The sequence below is a fragment of the Actinobacillus pleuropneumoniae genome (assembly GCF_003290385.1).
GTDB classification, from domain to species: domain Bacteria; phylum Pseudomonadota; class Gammaproteobacteria; order Enterobacterales; family Pasteurellaceae; genus Actinobacillus; species Actinobacillus lignieresii.
This window is the reverse complement of sequence record NZ_CP030753.1, coordinates 296941-312756: the sequence shown is the minus strand read 5'-3', so window position 1 is coordinate 312756 and position 15816 is coordinate 296941. Positions and strand designations below refer to the sequence as shown.

Annotated in this window: 16 protein-coding genes; 8 read left to right on the top strand and 8 right to left on the bottom strand. The window is 40.5% G+C overall.

Features of this window, described 5'->3' with window-relative positions; all coding sequences use genetic code 11:
- Nucleotides 1-134: 134 nt before the first annotated feature.
- The 4 genes from DRF63_RS01460 to pgsA form a co-directional block, all read right to left on the bottom strand.
- A complete protein-coding gene (locus DRF63_RS01460) occupies nt 135-887 on the bottom strand; it encodes a TatD family hydrolase (protein ID WP_005596181.1) in 753 nt (250 codons plus the stop codon).
- Between the two features lie 68 nt (nt 888-955).
- A complete protein-coding gene (gene uvrC, locus DRF63_RS01455) occupies nt 956-2788 on the bottom strand; it encodes an excinuclease ABC subunit UvrC (protein ID WP_005596177.1) in 1833 nt (610 codons plus the stop codon).
- 152 nt (nt 2789-2940) lie between these two features.
- On the bottom strand, nt 2941-4911 hold the full coding sequence (locus DRF63_RS01450) for a TonB-dependent receptor domain-containing protein (RefSeq protein ID WP_005596175.1): 1971 nt from the start codon (nt 4909-4911) through the stop codon (nt 2941-2943).
- A 119-nt stretch (nt 4912-5030) separates the two neighbouring features.
- Nucleotides 5031-5582 (bottom strand): CDP-diacylglycerol--glycerol-3-phosphate 3-phosphatidyltransferase, encoded by a 552-nt coding sequence (gene pgsA, locus DRF63_RS01445; protein WP_005618995.1) that lies wholly within the window; start codon nt 5580-5582, stop codon nt 5031-5033.
- A 181-nt stretch (nt 5583-5763) separates the two neighbouring features.
- Here pgsA and DRF63_RS01440 point away from each other — a divergent pair, with 181 nt between their 5' ends.
- The 4 genes from DRF63_RS01440 (at nt 5764) to DRF63_RS01425 (ending at nt 8536) form a co-directional block, all read left to right on the top strand.
- Nucleotides 5764-6429 carry a Bax inhibitor-1 family protein gene (locus DRF63_RS01440; RefSeq protein WP_005596172.1) on the top strand — a complete coding sequence of 222 codons (666 nt, stop codon included), beginning with the start codon at nt 5764-5766 and terminating at the stop codon, nt 6427-6429.
- Nucleotides 6430-6480: 51 nt separating this feature from the next.
- Complete coding sequence (locus tag DRF63_RS01435; RefSeq protein ID WP_012478314.1) at nt 6481-6816, top strand: TusE/DsrC/DsvC family sulfur relay protein; 336 nt, start codon at nt 6481-6483, stop codon at nt 6814-6816.
- Nucleotides 6817-6882: 66 nt separating this feature from the next.
- Nucleotides 6883-7779 carry a metal ABC transporter substrate-binding protein gene (locus tag DRF63_RS01430; RefSeq protein ID WP_005596167.1) on the top strand — a complete coding sequence of 299 codons (897 nt, stop codon included), beginning with the start codon at nt 6883-6885 and terminating at the stop codon, nt 7777-7779.
- A gap of 1 nt (nt 7780) precedes the next feature.
- Nucleotides 7781-8536 (top strand): metal ABC transporter ATP-binding protein, encoded by a 756-nt coding sequence (locus DRF63_RS01425; protein WP_005596165.1) that lies wholly within the window; start codon nt 7781-7783, stop codon nt 8534-8536.
- A 110-nt stretch (nt 8537-8646) separates the two neighbouring features.
- On the opposite strand, the gene DRF63_RS01420 is transcribed toward DRF63_RS01425, so the two are convergent.
- From DRF63_RS01420 to DRF63_RS01405, 4 genes are read right to left on the bottom strand one after another with little or no spacing between them, the layout of a single operon-like run.
- Entirely contained in the window at nt 8647-9138 is a 492-nt protein-coding gene (locus DRF63_RS01420) for a YbaK/prolyl-tRNA synthetase associated domain-containing protein (RefSeq protein ID WP_005596163.1), read from the bottom strand.
- A 14-nt stretch (nt 9139-9152) separates the two neighbouring features.
- Complete coding sequence (locus DRF63_RS01415; RefSeq protein WP_005596161.1) at nt 9153-10247, bottom strand: threonine synthase; 1095 nt, start codon at nt 10245-10247, stop codon at nt 9153-9155.
- A gap of 10 nt (nt 10248-10257) precedes the next feature.
- The gene (locus DRF63_RS01410) at nt 10258-10620 is read right to left on the bottom strand and encodes a RidA family protein (protein WP_005596159.1); all 363 of its coding nucleotides are present in this window, start codon (nt 10618-10620) and stop codon (nt 10258-10260) included.
- Nucleotides 10620-11252: a helix-turn-helix transcriptional regulator gene (locus DRF63_RS01405; protein WP_005596157.1), complete on the bottom strand. Its 633-nt coding sequence runs from the start codon at nt 11250-11252 to the stop codon at nt 10620-10622. The genes DRF63_RS01410 and DRF63_RS01405 overlap by 1 nt, the downstream gene beginning before the upstream one ends.
- A 209-nt stretch (nt 11253-11461) precedes the next feature.
- Here DRF63_RS01405 and apt point away from each other — a divergent pair, with 209 nt between their 5' ends.
- The 4 genes from apt to DRF63_RS01385 are packed head-to-tail and all read left to right on the top strand — an operon-like array spanning nt 11462 to nt 15789.
- On the top strand, nt 11462-12001 hold the full coding sequence (apt, locus tag DRF63_RS01400) for an adenine phosphoribosyltransferase (RefSeq protein ID WP_005596155.1): 540 nt from the start codon (nt 11462-11464) through the stop codon (nt 11999-12001).
- A gap of 48 nt (nt 12002-12049) precedes the next feature.
- Nucleotides 12050-14116 (top strand): DNA polymerase III subunit gamma/tau, encoded by a 2067-nt coding sequence (gene dnaX, locus DRF63_RS01395; RefSeq protein WP_005596152.1) that lies wholly within the window; start codon nt 12050-12052, stop codon nt 14114-14116.
- Entirely contained in the window at nt 14116-15024 is a 909-nt protein-coding gene (locus tag DRF63_RS01390) for an ABC transporter ATP-binding protein (RefSeq protein WP_005596150.1), read from the top strand. The genes dnaX and DRF63_RS01390 overlap by 1 nt, the downstream gene beginning before the upstream one ends.
- 3 nt (nt 15025-15027) lie before the next feature.
- Nucleotides 15028-15789, top strand: a complete 762-nt coding sequence (locus DRF63_RS01385; RefSeq protein WP_005596149.1) for an ABC transporter permease — start codon at nt 15028-15030, stop codon at nt 15787-15789.
- The last annotated feature ends 27 nt before the right edge of the window (nt 15790-15816 follow it).

Sequence of the window (15816 nt, the reverse complement as noted above, 5' to 3'; positions counted from 1 at the left end):
TTTTCCTCACATTTTTATATAGGGGCTAACCGCGTTAGCCCTTATTAATAGTGAATTATTCGAGCGAATACTATTCGCCCCTACCTAAACAAAACCGCTCCGCTTTTTCTGTGCAGTCCAAACATTCCTTGGCTTTATATTATCCCATATAACTGCTGATAATTCCGCCTAATTTGCGAGCGAATCATGCTCTCTGACTCTACTCTTAATTTCGCTAATTGTGTCAATATTGCTTGTAATTGCTGTGAAATACTCGCATTTTCCAAACTTTCGTGTCGCCACGGGCTATCGGTTTCAATCAGTAAGCGATCAAGCGGTAATTTTTTGGCAATTTTTTGCGTTTTCGGATTCCATAAAATATCCGGTGTAACACTAGCGAAATAAGGGATACGAAGAAAACGTTCAAACGAATCATCATCGGTTTTAAACCAATGAAAATGAGCGTGTTGAATTTGGTATTTTTCCAGCAAATCCAGCATTATCGCCACATCATCATGCACGATATGCAAATTTAGCGGTAAATTTAACCGCTTGCTTAATGCAACAAATTGTTCCAATAAGGCAAGATAGGGCCGATAATCCAGCTTAGGATTCTGTCGTTTTAGATAATGCGGTAATCCTACTTCACCGATAGCGGTCAAATTCGCTCGATTTTTTACGATCCAATCAAATAACGTTTGTTGCTGTTTATCATCAATTAACGTCTGCTCAGGATGAAATCCCGCTGCCATTTGAATTTTCGGAAACACCCGTTTTAATGCGAGTAACCTTTCCGCACTGGCTAAATCGGTACTGACCGCTAATACGCTTTGCAATAAAGGATCGCGAACAATTCGATCTATTTGGTTTGAATCGAGTTGATCTAAATGAATATGGCTATCAAACATCTCTTTCTCATCTCTATTTACAAGCGGTCGAATTTACAAAAAATGCTGTAAATTCGACCGCTTGTCACTTAGCTATGCTGTAACGTATCAAAAATCACTTCGGCAAGTTGCTTTGAAATACCAGGTACGGATTGAATTTCTTCTAAAGTTGCGGCTTTCACGCCCTGCATTCCGCCGAGGTATTTCAGTAACGCTTGGCGACGTTTTGCTCCAACACCGGCGATTGATTCTAAGCCACTTTCCGTAAAGGCTTTTTGGCGCTTTTTACGGTGTCCGGTTATTGCGTGATTATGCGATTCGTCACGAATATGTTGAATCAAATGTAGTGCGGGACTGTCCGGCGGTAAGTGAATTTCCTTATCCCATTTGCTGATCAATAAAGTTTCTAAACCGGCTTTTCGCTCTACTCCTTTCGCCACACCAACTAACAACGGTTTGCGCTTATCCCAACTGACATTTAACGAAGTAAAGGTTTCCAACGCTCGATTCAGCTGACCTTTCCCACCATCAATAAAAATAATATCCGGAATTTTTTCTTCTTCTAAATTGCGGTCATAACGTTTTAATAAGGCTTGTTCTATTGCCGCATAGTCATCACCACCGGTAATACCTTCAATATTAAAACGGCGGTAATCCGATTTTAGCGGCCCATTTTTATCAAATACGACACAAGAAGCTACCGTTTGATTACCCATTGTGTGAGAAATATCGAAACACTCCATTCGCTTGATTTCCGCTAAATTGAGTAATGCCTTGAGCGAATCATAACGCTGACGAATATGCGTATCTTGTTTAAGTTGCAAAGTAAGCGCGGCTTCCGCATTGGTTTTTGCTAATGCCAAATAGCGGCTTTTATCGCCACGAATATTTTTATCGGCAATACTGACTTTATGCCCCGCTTGTTCGGACAGCACATTAGCTAATGCAGTCACTTCACTTAACGACTGATCGATAATAATTTGATTCGGTATCGTGCGATGTTGGTTCATTTGTAAATAAAACTGACCGACAAAGGTATCCGCCAACTCGCTTAAATCGGTATTGTTCGGCACTTTAGGAAAATAGGAACGATTACCCAATACCTTACCGTGACGCACAAATAAAATATGTACGCAAGCAATACCGTGTTGATAAGCGATCGAAATAATATCCAAATCATCCAAACGTTCGTTAGAGACAAATTGTTTTTCTTGCACCGCTCGTACCGATTGGATCTGATCGCGAAAACGAGCCGCCGCTTCAAAATCCAGCTCTTGCGCAGCGTTTTCCATTTTTTGTACCAAATGCTCAACCACTTGTCCGTCTTTACCTTGTAAAAACAAACGGACTAAATTTACTTGGTTATCATATTCCGCTTGTGAGTAATAACCTTCTACACAAGGGGCAAGACAACGCCCAATTTGGTATTGCAAACAAGGGCGAGAACGATTTTTATAGTAGCTGTCTTCACATTGGCGAATCGGAAACAGTTTTTGCAGCAAGTTTAGCGTTTCACGCACTGCACCTGCATTCGGATACGGGCCAAAATATTCACCGGCAACTTTTTTACTACCACGAAACGAAGTAATTCGGGGATGTTGATGCTTTGTGAGTAAAATATACGGATAGGATTTATCGTCACGCAAAAGCACGTTGTACTTCGGCTGATTCTCTTTAATGTAATTATGTTCAAGTAGTAACGCTTCCGTTTCCGAATGGGTAATCGTGGTTTCGATATGATGAATGTTAGCGACTAACGCCTCGGTTTTCTTACTGGCAAGTTGGCTACGAAAATAACTGGATAAGCGTTTTTTAAGATCTTTGGCTTTACCGACATAGATAATAGTATTTTTCGCATCATACATACGGTAAACACCGGGGAGATGAGGAACATCGGCAAGAAAGGCTTTGGCATCAAACATAAATAAAATTGAGTATCCGATTAAATAGAAATTAACTCTATGATAACCAATATTTAATCATTAGTGTACTTCCCTCTCAAAGCCTGCCGTGCATAAACAAAAAGCGGTCGTAAAAACAACCGCTTTTGCAAAATTATTCGGTTAAACCGCCATTAGAAACTATAGTTCATACCGATTTTAAACTCACGTCCCGGGCTTGGCGGCGTGACTTCAAGATTTCTTTGGCTGTGGCTACGATAGAATTTATTACCGATGTTTTTTACCGTGAAATTCACATTGAAGTTGTCTTGATTAAGCGGCTGCCAGTTTACGAAAATATCATGTACGCCGTATCCGATACGTCTTCTCGTTTCGACTTTCGGCGCAGCGCCCGTTTTATACTCTTTAGACTGAGCATAGCGACCTAACCAACCGATCTCTAAATTCGGTTCAACAAATTTATACGAAACACCGGTACTCCATTGACGACCTTGCGGAATAACATTCAGCGGATCATTAGAAAGCGCAAAGTCCGCTTTCGGATCGGCATACGCCACACCGGCGGTTAATTTTAATGCGTTCCATTGATAATCCAACTCGGCTTCATAACCTTTCGTTTTTAAGGTTCCCGCATTGCTAATGATACTGTTGGTCGTTTGATAGAAGTTTTTAACTCTTTGCTCGAACACGCTGCCTTTTAAATTAAAATCGGCATATTTCCATTCAAAACCGACTTCCGCCAAACGTACGTCTTCGGTTTTCAATTTAGGATCGATAAAACGTAAGCCTCTGGCTTTATCTAATGAACCGCGGTTATCGGTTATGGTATTTGCCGAAGCTAAAATAGGGCTGCGACTTGCATAATTTAATTTAGCATTCAAAGCAAAATTCGGTGTAATGTCCCAAATCAATCCGAAACTCGGATTTAATCTTTTATCGGATACCGATTTATTACCGGCAAGCGGTTTACCGTTTTTATCCACTTTACCCGCTGTATCCAAATCATAGTAATCATAACGTAACCCTGTGGTTAAGGTCAGCACTTTACCTAAAGACCAAATCCCTTCGGCATATAATCCGTATTCGAATTTTTGTTCGCCTTTAATATTGCCGAACGAATTCTGACTACCTGTCTGCTCTTTACGCAGATTCACACCATATTTAAACAGATGCTCTCCGCCAAATTCGCTGGTAAAGCCTAAATTAGCCCCCGTTGTTTTGGTTTTAGAACTACGTTGATAACCGGTTAATTTATTTTGCTGATAATCTTCTCGCTTATCCGTCCCTAAAATATGGAACACATTCGCTTTAACGTCTCGAGCAAAGCCGATGTCTTTCGCATCATACTCAAGGTTGTAGGTACGTTTGGTCGTGTTCGCATTTACCGGGCGGCTATTAAAAATCATCTCGAAACGATCTTGTCCCGCACCATAAAACGACTCTTGACGGAAACTTAAGCCGATACGCTGTTTATCGGTAATATCATAGCCGAATTTCGCCAAATAATTACCTTGACGACGAGCGGTATTATTCACTACTCGGCTATTTTTATTCACCGCATCCGAATAACCTTTACCCGCCTTATAGTTTTTATCGTCTCCCCAACTGCCTAATAGCAATACATCCAGATTATTCGCTTGTCCATAGAGTGAAAGCGAATCGTTAATGCCGCGATTACTGTTATATTCGGAACCGATACGCGCACCGAATGATCTGCCGTCTTTCAATAAATCTTTTGCCGATACCGTTTCCGCACGGATTACACCGTCCGTTATACCGATACCGGCACTGGCGGAACCGGCGCCCTTATCGATTTTAATCGATTTCACCATAGACGGATCCAGTTGGAAACGACCTTGGTGATACCACTGTTGAGTATTTGTCGAAGTATTATCGACAATCATACCGATACGATCTTGTCCTGATCCGCGAATCGAAATGTATTGTGCGGACACGCTACCTCCACCGACGTTAATGTCCGTACGATTAGCCAGTAATTCGCGCAGGTTACTGATATTTCTAGTATGATTCACCGTAGGTTGAGCTTGAACCTTCACCGTATCAAGTGTAGCTTGATTAGCTTCCGCATAGCCGGCGACGGCTAAACTAATTAAGCTTAATTTAAATATTGTTTTTTTATGCATTATGAGTCTCCTTTTAAAAAAGGTCTTAAGTTTAAATAAAAACAATTGTCATTTCAATTTATTTTACGCATAAAAAAAGCGAGATATTATCTCGCTTATATCGTTTCGGTTCTCTTTAATTACGATTTTAATAAACTGCCTTTTGCCGCATTTAAATATTGCATCATTGACCAGAGCGTTAAACCGGCGGCAATATACAGTAAAATCCAAGCAAGCACTTCCATCGCAAAATTAAACCGCCACAACATTCCGCCAAGCGCCAACATTTGTGCGGTGGTTTTAAATTTTCCCCACATAGAAACCGCTACACTGGCGCGTTCGCCTAATTCCGCCATCCATTCTCTCAATGCCGAAATAATAATTTCTCTCGCAATCATAATTGCCGCCGGAATAGAAATCCACCACGTATGGTAATATTCCACTACACATACTAATGCCACCGCAACCAATACTTTATCTGCAACCGGATCTAAAAACGCACCTAATTGAGTAGTTTGATTCCACTTTCTTGCCAAATAACCGTCAAAAGCATCGGTAATGGACGCAATAAAAAAAATCAGCGTTGAAATTTCAGCGGCATACCAATCGGCAGGCAAGTAAAAGGCAATCACAAACAGAGGAATGAGTACAACCCGAAATAAGGTTAAATAGGTAGGAAAATTTAGTTTCATATAGTGGCATTTGCAAAGTAAACGTTCGGTTATCTAAGTGTATCACACTCATAAGAAAATTTTTAACTATTGTATAGATAAAGTCAATTGACTTTGGCTAAATTTGTCGCTAATTTACACTTGATTTATGGAAGTCTGTCCATATATAAATAAAAGTTTTGTTCAACTTAAAGGAAACAATATGGAAAATCGTGTAATTAGCGGTGCGGCGGGTAACGAATCGTTACTTAGTACCCACAAAGTATTACGTAATACTTATTTATTACTTTCAATGACATTGGCTTTCTCGGCCGTTATTGCTTTTGCGGCAATGTCAATGAACACACCTGCGCTACCGTGGTGGGGATTATTAATCGGTTTCTACGGTTTATTATTTCTTACTAATGCTACTGCAAACAGCGGTGCGGGTATCTTAAGCGTATTTGCTTTAACCGGCTTTTTAGGTTACACCTTAGGACCTATTTTAAACCGCTATATCGGCGCGGGTTTAGGCGATGTTGTCGCTCTTGCATTGGGTTCAACCGCATTAGTATTCTTTGCTTGTTCGGCTTACGTGCTGACGACCAAAAAAGATATGTCATTCTTATCCGGTATGATGATGGCATTATTTGTGGTGTTACTCGTTGGGATTATTGCTAACATCTTCTTAGCGATTCCGGCATTAAGTCTTGCAATGAGCGCATTATTTGTCGTGTTCTCAAGCGGTGCGATTTTACTGGGTACCAGCAATATTATTCACGGCGGTGAAACCAATTATATCCGTGCGACAGTGGATTTATACGTATCTATTTACAACTTGTTCTTAAGCCTATTACAAATCTTCGGTGTATTAAGTAGTGACGATTAATCTAAAACAAATTTGAGAGTAAGTGCCACGTCCGTGGCACTTTTTATTTATATGCATTACATTGAATTAAACGAAAAAAAATATCCAACCGATGCTTCAGGCTATTTAACTCATCTTGAAGATTGGTCGGAAGCGCTTGCAATTGAAATTGCCAAGAAAGAACAAATTGAACTCACTGATGAACACTGGGAAATTATCTTTCTAGTCCGTGATTTCTATCAAGAATACAAAACGTCTCCGGCAATCCGAATGCTAGTTAAAGCGATGGCGCAAAAATTCGGCGAAGAGAAAGGAAATAGCCGTTATTTGCAGCGTTTATTTCCTGACGGCCCAGCAAAACAAGCAACCAAAATTGCCGGTTTACCTAAACCCATAAAATGTTTATAATTATTATTAATTGAGATTTATTCTCAATTTCATTCAGAATGAAATTCATGATTAAAAGGAGAAACTATGAAACTTTCATTTTTAAAACAAGTATTTGTGGTTGCATTAGGTTTAAGCGCAACACTCGCTATGGCTGCGCCATTCAAAGTCGTCACAACATTTACCGTGATCCAAGATATTGCGCAAAATGTTGCCGGTGATAAAGCGGTTGTCGAATCCATAACTAAGCCAGGTGCGGAAATTCATGATTACCAACCGACACCGAAAGATATTGCTAAAGCACAAAAAGCGGATCTTATCTTATGGAACGGTATGAATTTAGAACGTTGGTTCGAACGTTTCTTTGAAAATGTAAAAGGTAAACCGGCCGTTGTGGTAACCGAAGGCATCACACCAATTGCAATTACCGAAGGTGAATATAAAAACTTACCGAACCCGCATGCTTGGATGTCATCGGCTAATGCATTGCAATATATTGAAAATATTCGTGCCGCATTAGTGAAATACGATCCGAAAAATGCCGAAAGCTATAACCAAAATGCTAAAGTTTATGCAGAAAAAGTAAAAGCAATTGCCGAACCGTTACGCCAACGTCTATCCGTTATTCCGGAAGCACAACGTTGGTTAGTAACCAGTGAAGGTGCATTCAGTTATTTAGCACAGGACTATCAATTAAAAGAGCTTTATCTCTGGGCAATTAATGCTGAAGAGCAAGGCTCGCCGCAACAAGTGAAAAAAGTAATTGACGGTGTAAAAGCCAACAATATCCCTGTTGTTTTCAGCGAAAGCACCGTATCGGATAAACCGGCTAAACAAGTTGCTAAAGAAACCGGTGCATTATACGGCGGTGTGTTATATGTTGATTCACTTTCAACTAAGGATGGTGCTGTTCCAACTTATTTAGATCTATTAAAAGTCACTATAAGTACAATTGTGGACGGTTTTGAAAAAAGTAAAAAATAACATGGTATCCATTCCTACTTCTATTTCCGTTGAAAAGCTAAGTGTCCGTTATAATAACGGGCATTTAGCCTTATATGACGTATCCTTCCAACTGCAAAACGGTACGATTTGCGCCCTAATCGGCGTAAACGGCGGCGGTAAATCCACACTATTTAAAAGTTTAATGGGATTAGTTAAACCTCAAACCGGTACAATTCTGTTAAACCGAATGCCGATTCAACAAGCATTGAAACAAAATCTGGTGTCTTATGTACCGCAAAGTGAAGAGGTCGATTGGCAATTTCCGGTTTCCGTTTACGATGTCGTTATGATGGGACGTTACGGTTATATGGGATTGCTACGCCGTCCTTCATCTCTTGATAAACAAAAAGTGATGCAAGCGATGGAACGAGTGGATATTTGCCACTTGCAGCATCGCCAAATCGGTGAACTTTCCGGCGGGCAGAAAAAACGCGTGTTTCTTGCTCGAGCATTAGCGCAAGAAAGCCAAATTATTTTGCTTGACGAGCCGTTTACCGGTGTTGATGTAAAAACCGAAAATGCCATTGTGGAATTATTGCAACAGTTACGTAGCGAAGGGCATTTAATTTTAGTTTCAACGCACAATTTAAACAGCGTACCGAGCTTTTGTGATCAAGTATTGATGATAAACCGCACCTTACTCGCTGCAGGTAAAACCGAAACCACCTTTACGACCGAAAATCTGGAAAAGGTCTTTGGCGGCGTACTGCATTATCTCGCTAAAGATATTGGATAGATTAGATTGATAAAGACCGCCAAAAACAAGCGGTCTTTTTTTCGTATTTTTTAACATTATGTAATTAGTTACATAAAAGCGATTAAATTTTATCTAAAACCGAGTGGCTTCTATATCTCTCTTTTCACAAAACAGACTAATGTCGGCTGCACAATACGTGCATAATCTTGCGTATTTAAAATAATTGAACGTTCTAATGTGCCGGCGTTAAAAGCAATCTCATCGTAGCGTTCAAGTAAACTAGGATCTGCAATAAGTTTAAGATCCGGATGAAAGCTAAAAGGTGGAATCGCACCAAATACACAATCCGTAAGTTCATCAACTTCTTTAGGGCTGGCAAGAGACGCCTTTGTACCGCCTAAGTATTGGGCGATTTGATTTAAATCCGCCTGCTCATCGGCTGGTAAAATAGCCAGTACCGCTTGTTTTATACCATTTCCTTTGATTTTACACACCAAGGCTTTTGCCCCTTGCCCGATTTCCGTACCACGAATTTTCGCAACCTCTTCCGATTTACCGGCACTAGTATGATGGACTACTCGATAACGAGCTTGATATTGGTCTAAAAGTGCGGTCAAATTTTCGAATGTTTTTTCCGACATATTATTTTCCTTAGTTAATGATCCGATTTGAGTCCGGTACCACACATCGTAATTAAGCAATCTTCTACTGCACCATATAGCTCACAGTAGTGAAGATAAGCCGCATAGTTGGCTGCGGTAGTGTGTTCACAATAAATCCCTTTTTTGGCCAAAGCGTTTCGTGCCGCAATAATTTTATCTTCCGGTGCATGAACAAAACGAATCGCATATTTTTCCGCATAAGCTAAAATTTCACTTGCTCGCATAGGCTGTCCAATGGCAATACCTTCGGCGATAGTCGGCTTAATCTCAACCTGTTCTGCAAATTTTTGCCCTTTTTTGACCGCTTGCAATAATGGATCACAATATTCGCTTTGTAATGCAATAATCGTTGGCATTTCATCAATAACGCCACTTTCCAACAAATGTTCTAGTCCTTTAATGACACCAATAAACAAAGTATCGTTTCCAACCGGAACGACAATATGTTTTGGAATCCGCCCGAGCTGTTCAAACGTTTCATAAATATAGGTTTTCGTACCTTCGTAGAAGAAGGGGTTATACACGTGATTAGCATAATAAACGCCCTCATTTTCAACCTTAGCACGACATACATCTGCACAATGATCACGGCTACCTTTAATCACATTAGCTTTAGCACCATGTGCCTCAATCATATTAATTTTTTTCGGCGATGTTCCTTCCGGTACAAAAATTTCACATTGAATACCCGCTTTAGCGCAATAGGCTGAAACACTATTGCCTGCGTTACCACTACTATCTTGTACCACCGATTCAACACCAATCGACTTACAATGACTGATAAGTACCGCCGCACCGCGGTCTTTAAAGGAAAGCGTTGGCATAAAATAATCCATTTTTAATAATACATTTTCATCAAAGCGAACTATCGGCGTCATTCCTTCGCCCAAGGAAATATCACGCCAACTTTCATCTTGCAAAGCAATAAATTTTCGATAACGAAATAAGCTCCACTCATGGCGATCAACCTGATTGAGATCAAATTTAGGCGGCTGATAATCTAATGACCATAACCCGCCACATTGACATTTTGCTTGGCGAGTAGATACCGATGCGGTTTGTTGGCATTGATTACAGATAAATTTCATATTAATTCTCCTAAGCAAATTCGGCAACCGCGTCAATTTCGATAAGTGCGTTGTAATGCAAATTACCACAAGGTACAACAGTACGAGCCGGTTTATGTGAGCCGAAAAAATCGGCATAAACTTGATTTACCGTATCCCAATAAGCTACATCGGGAATATACACACGGCATTGCACTACATCATTGGTACTAAGCTTGGCAGCAGAAAGTACTTGAGCTAAATTAGCGAGAGCTTGTTTGGTTTGAGCGGCAATATTACCAACAATTTTTCCTTCGGTATTAAATGGAAGTTGTCCCGATACATACAACATACCATTGGATTTTATTGCCGGTGAATAATGTCCTTTACTTTGATTCGGTAGAATAATTTCCATTAACGTTTTCCTCTTACTTCATCTAAATAACTATAAATAGTCACTTTATTCACGCCTAATTTTTCAGCAGCTTTCTCAATACTGCCTTTCATTAAAAACAAGCCTTTTTGTTCCATAAAACGAATCTTTTCAATTTTTTCATCCCGAGACATCGTCTGAACAGATTGCCCGTTTAAAATTTTATCCATTAAATTTTCTACCATTGCAGAGAGCGGAAGTTCTTCTGTTTCTAGCGTTTTCTCAGTTTGTTTTATTTGATTTAGGTTAGGCAATAAGGTATTTAAGTAAGCGATTTGCTCAGTAATCGGTGTTGTGTCAATGTTGATACATAAAGCACCAACCAGCTGTTGGTTTTGGTCAAAAATCAGTTGAGTGGATGAACGAATAAGTTTACCCTTGACTTCAAAATAGTAATTGGCTACATAGTTATTATTCAGCTTATCCGATAACATCACTTCCTTAACCAAATGGTCAAAATTCTGCCCCGGTTTACGATGTGTAACATCGCCGGCAACATACACAACCGAATGCTCAGGGCGGTTTAAATCATGTAAAACAACTTCACAACTTTTGCCAAACGTTTCAACTAACATCTCTGCCATCGAAATATAAGGGATAAGAATTTGGTTCATAGTATCTCCGTAGAATTTTTTATACAGAATATATAAAATATTCTATGCAATCAATAAATTTGTATAATTTTTTATATAAAAAATAGACTAATCACATTGAAAATGATGCCGAATTACTGATTTCCCTTAAATTTTCCTTGTAATTTTGCTCAATTTTGCTAAATTCTTCAGGTTATTTTGCTATTTTTTAAGGTCTAACCATGAACCACATGAACCAATTAGATTTAATCAAATCTTCCATCAAATCGATTCCTGACTATCCGAAAGCAGGTATTATTTTCCGTGACATTACCTCATTATTAGAAGTGCCGGAAGCATTCAAAGCCACCGTAGATGCCATCGTTGCCGAATTTAAAGATAAAGGCATTACTAAAGTAGTCGGAACCGAGTCTCGCGGCTTTATCTTCGGCGCACCGGTAGCGCTTGCATTAGGCGTACCGTTTGTATTAGTGCGTAAACCGAAAAAATTACCTCGTGCAGTGATTTCACAATCTTACGCTCTAGAATACGGTGAAGATACGCTGGAAATCCACTTAGATTCAGTAAAAGAAAACGATAACGTATTAATGGTGGACGATTTATTAGCCACCGGCGGTACGATTGATGCAACGGCAAAATTAATTCGTCGTTTAGGCGGTAAAGTAGAACACGCCGCCTTTGTGATTTGGTTACCGGATTTAGGCGGTAAAGAACGTTTAGAAAAAGAAGGTATCAACTCATTCACATTAGTTGAGTTTGCCGGTCATTAATATTTGTTAGCACGGAGTGCGTGCATTCCGTGCTAAATAAGAGTCGCAATGAGTTATCAAGTTTTAGCCCGTAAATGGCGTCCGCAACGTTTTTCGGAAGTTGTCGGACAGCAACACGTTTTATCCGCACTAGAAAATGGTCTGCGAGAAGGCAGACTTCATCACGCCTACCTGTTTTCCGGTACGCGCGGAGTAGGTAAAACCTCAATTGCACGTCTATTTGCAAAAGGCTTAAACTGCGAAACCGGTATCACCGCAACTCCCTGTGGTGAATGTGCAAATTGTAAAGCTATCGAAGAAGGTCGCTTTATTGATCTGATTGAAATTGATGCGGCTTCACGCACCAAAGTCGAAGACACTCGTGAACTGCTTGATAACGTTCAATACAAACCGACCGTCGGACGCTTTAAAGTTTACCTGATTGACGAAGTGCATATGCTCTCTCGTCACAGTTTCAATGCGTTACTTAAAACGCTTGAAGAACCGCCGGAATACGTGAAGTTCCTACTGGCGACAACAGATCCGCAAAAACTTCCGATCACGATCTTATCCCGTTGTATGCAATTCCATTTGCGTGCATTAGATCAAGCTCAGATCGCAAACCATCTCGAATTTATCCTGCAACAGGAAAATATCCCCTACGAGTCAGCCGCCATTGAAAAATTGGCAAAAGCCGCTCAAGGCAGTATTCGTGACTCATTAAGTTTAACCGACCAAGCTATTGCGGTAAGTAACGCTAATATTAGTTTACCTATCGTGCAACAAATGCTCGGTTTAATTGATGATCATCAGCCAATCGAATTAGTTACCGCACTTGCTCAAGCAGACGGTGAAAAAGCGATGGCGGTTATTCAATCTGTGGCGGAAAAAGGGATTGATTGGTCGCAATTACTCTCTGATATAGCTCAAACTTTGCACCAAATTGCGATGCTTCAGTTGCTCAAAAATAACGGGCAGGAACAAACTCAGCTACATTTTTTAGCGAAACAAATTGCGCCTGAAGACGTACAGTTTTTCTACCAATTAATGCTTAACGGTAAGAAAGAATTGGAATTCGCACCGGAACAACGTGCCGGTGTGGAAATGACCATTTTACGAGCATTGGCTTTCCATCCGAAACGTACCGAAGAGCTCAATCGTCATCCGGTAATGGAAGCGGCGAAAGCAACAAGCGCGCAACCTCATACACCTCAACAGAATATTGAACAGCTCAAAGCTCGTTTAAACCAGAATCATACGCAACAAGCGGTTAATTCTGTCCAAAATGTTGCAACACAACCTGTTGCAAAAATGCCGGAAAATCCAACCGCTTACCAACAACCAGCCGTAAATACGACTGAAAGCGGTTCTACACCGGTATCACCCGCTCTTGCGGCAATGCAAGCCCGTAAGCAATTACAGCAAACTCAGGCACAACTGGCTCAAAACGAAAAAAAAAAGCCTGAGTTAGTTAAACCGGCTACTCTACCCGCAAGCCGAGCGAATCCACAAAAAACGCCAAGTTTACAAGAGCGTTTTATGAATTTGGCAACCGAGCAACAGGCACAATCTCGGCCTCAACCGACACAGCAAGCGGCAAAACCGCTAAGTGATGAAGATTATCGTTGGACGTGGCTCAATCCCGAATTAGAAACCCAAAACGAAAGTACCAAACCGTCCGATATCAAGCAAGCAATCCTACAAGAACGTACGCCGGAATTAGTCGCAAAAACCATTGCATTATCTTGCGAGCAAGACGAATGGTGCAAAATTGTAAATGAGTTAAAGCTCGGCGGCTTATCTCGCCAAGTGGCGTTAAACAGCTATTTAGCCGAAAAACAAGGTGAACGGCTTAAGCTCATTCTTAAACCGGCAATGGCACACTTGGACAATGCCGAATCTCGTCAAAGCCTAGCAACCGCCTTGCAAGAAAAAGGCTTTAGCTATGAATTGAGTATCGGCAAAAGTGCGGAACATAAAACACCGCTTGAAATTCGTCGCGCCATTTTTGAAAATTTAACGCTCGAAGCGAAAAAAGCACTTACTCATGATGAAAAATTAATGCTGTTACGCCAAACTTTTGATGCGGAAATCGATGAAAGTACGATTCGAGCCGTTGCAGAGAATAAAGAATAATGAACGCTTTAGAAATTACCAATCTTATTAAAACCTACCCGACCGGCGTGCAAGCGGTAAAAGGAATCGATCTCATCGTAGAACAGGGCGATTTTTACGCACTACTTGGACATAACGGTGCGGGTAAATCGACGACTATCGGAATTATCAGTTCTCTGGTAAATAAAACGAGCGGTAGCGTAAAAGTCTTTGGTTACGATCTCGATACGCAAAAAATTCAGCTCAAACAGCAAATCGGGCTTGTACCGCAAGAATTTAACTTCAATCAGTTTGAAAAAGTGATTGACGTATTAACTCAACAAGCCGGTTATTACGGTATTTCTCAGAAAGAAGCGACGGTTAGCGCCGAAACTTGGTTGAAAAAACTCGATCTTTGGGAAAAACGTCATCATCTCACTCGAGAGCTTTCAGGCGGTATGAAACGCCGAGTTATGATTGCTCGTGCTTTAATGCACAATCCGAAATTACTGATTTTAGACGAACCTACCGCCGGAGTCGATATTGAGTTACGTCGCAGTTTATGGGACTTTTTACGTGAATTGAATCAACAAGGTACGACTATTATTTTAACTACTCACTATTTAGAAGAAGCCGAGAATCTTTGTCGTCATATCGGCATTATTCAAAACGGCTTATTGGTTGAAAATACCTCGATGAAAGCCTTGCTTTCCAAATTGGAAACGGAAACCTTCGTGTTGGATTTGCAAAAAAAATCGGAAAACCAACCGCTTGAAATAAAAGGTTACCCGACTCAATGGTTAGATGAAAATACGTTGGAAGTCGAAGTAAAACGAGAACAAGGTTTAACCAATCTGTTCCATCAAATCGCACAACAAGATGTCGAAGTGCTTAGTATGCGCAACAAGTCTAACCGTCTTGAAGAACTCTTTATGAAAATGGCAAATTAATATATGAATTTAACTGGATTTTTTACCCTTTCCGCCAAGGAATCTCGCCGCATTATTCGTATTTGGCGACAAACGCTTGTTCCGCCGATTATTACCACCACACTCTATTTTCTGATTTTCGGTAAACTGATCGGCGGTCGTATCGGCGAAATGAATGGCGTAAGTTATATGCAATTTATTGCACCGGGACTAGTTATGATGAATGCGATTACCGCTTCTTACGTGAATACCGCTTCGTCTTTTTTCCTCAGTAAATTTACCCGTAATTTTGAAGAATTACTGGTTTCTCCGCTCTCTACACATAATATTATTTGGGGTTATGTGATGGGGAGTATCGTACGAGGCGGCTTAGCCGGCATCTTAGTCATGTTAGTCGCGCTTTGCTTCGTTTCGTTTGATATTCACTCGTGGACGATTATTTTACTGACCTTGTTAATGACAACCGTGGCTTTTGCGCTCGGCGGATTAATTAATGCGGTATATGCCAAATCCTTTGATGATGTCGGCTTAATTCCGACTTTCGTACTTACACCGCTCACTTATTTAGGCGGTGTTTTTTACTCTATTTCACTTTTACCGGAGTTTTGGCAAACCGTCTCCAAATTCAATCCGATTGTGTATATGATTAACGGCTTCCGTTACGGTTTTTTAGGTATTAGTGATGTGTCGGTGTCCTATACGTTTGTGGTGTTAATCTCATTTATTACCGTGCTATACTATATCGCCTTTTCATTGATTGAGAAGGGCGTCGGGCTTCGTAGCTGATTTTCTTTGCCAAGGATAACACGAGAG

Excerpts from the sequence above, each read along its gene's own strand:
- pgsA (WP_005618995.1), bottom strand. The coding sequence starts at position 5,582 with ATGAAACTAAATTTTCCTACCTATTTAACCTTATTTCGGGTTGTACTC.
- DRF63_RS01405 (WP_005596157.1), bottom strand. The coding sequence starts at position 11,252 with ATGAACCAAATTCTTATCCCTTATATTTCGATGGCAGAGATGTTAGTT.
- DRF63_RS01430 (WP_005596167.1), top strand. The coding sequence starts at position 6,883 with ATGAAACTTTCATTTTTAAAACAAGTATTTGTGGTTGCATTAGGTTTA.
- DRF63_RS01425 (WP_005596165.1), top strand. The coding sequence starts at position 7,781 with ATGGTATCCATTCCTACTTCTATTTCCGTTGAAAAGCTAAGTGTCCGT.
- DRF63_RS01440 (WP_005596172.1), top strand. The coding sequence starts at position 5,764 with ATGGAAAATCGTGTAATTAGCGGTGCGGCGGGTAACGAATCGTTACTT.
- DRF63_RS01460 (WP_005596181.1), bottom strand. The coding sequence starts at position 887 with ATGTTTGATAGCCATATTCATTTAGATCAACTCGATTCAAACCAAATA.
- apt (WP_005596155.1), top strand. The coding sequence starts at position 11,462 with ATGAACCAATTAGATTTAATCAAATCTTCCATCAAATCGATTCCTGAC.
- DRF63_RS01385 (WP_005596149.1), top strand. The coding sequence starts at position 15,028 with ATGAATTTAACTGGATTTTTTACCCTTTCCGCCAAGGAATCTCGCCGC.
- DRF63_RS01415 (WP_005596161.1), bottom strand. The coding sequence starts at position 10,247 with ATGAAATTTATCTGTAATCAATGCCAACAAACCGCATCGGTATCTACT.
- DRF63_RS01390 (WP_005596150.1), top strand. The coding sequence starts at position 14,116 with ATGAACGCTTTAGAAATTACCAATCTTATTAAAACCTACCCGACCGGC.
- DRF63_RS01450 (WP_005596175.1), bottom strand. The coding sequence starts at position 4,911 with ATGCATAAAAAAACAATATTTAAATTAAGCTTAATTAGTTTAGCCGTC.
- DRF63_RS01420 (WP_005596163.1), bottom strand. The coding sequence starts at position 9,138 with ATGTCGGAAAAAACATTCGAAAATTTGACCGCACTTTTAGACCAATAT.
- DRF63_RS01435 (WP_012478314.1), top strand. The coding sequence starts at position 6,481 with ATGCATTACATTGAATTAAACGAAAAAAAATATCCAACCGATGCTTCA.
- uvrC (WP_005596177.1), bottom strand. The coding sequence starts at position 2,788 with ATGTTTGATGCCAAAGCCTTTCTTGCCGATGTTCCTCATCTCCCCGGT.
- DRF63_RS01410 (WP_005596159.1), bottom strand. The coding sequence starts at position 10,620 with ATGGAAATTATTCTACCGAATCAAAGTAAAGGACATTATTCACCGGCA.
- dnaX (WP_005596152.1), top strand. The coding sequence starts at position 12,050 with ATGAGTTATCAAGTTTTAGCCCGTAAATGGCGTCCGCAACGTTTTTCG.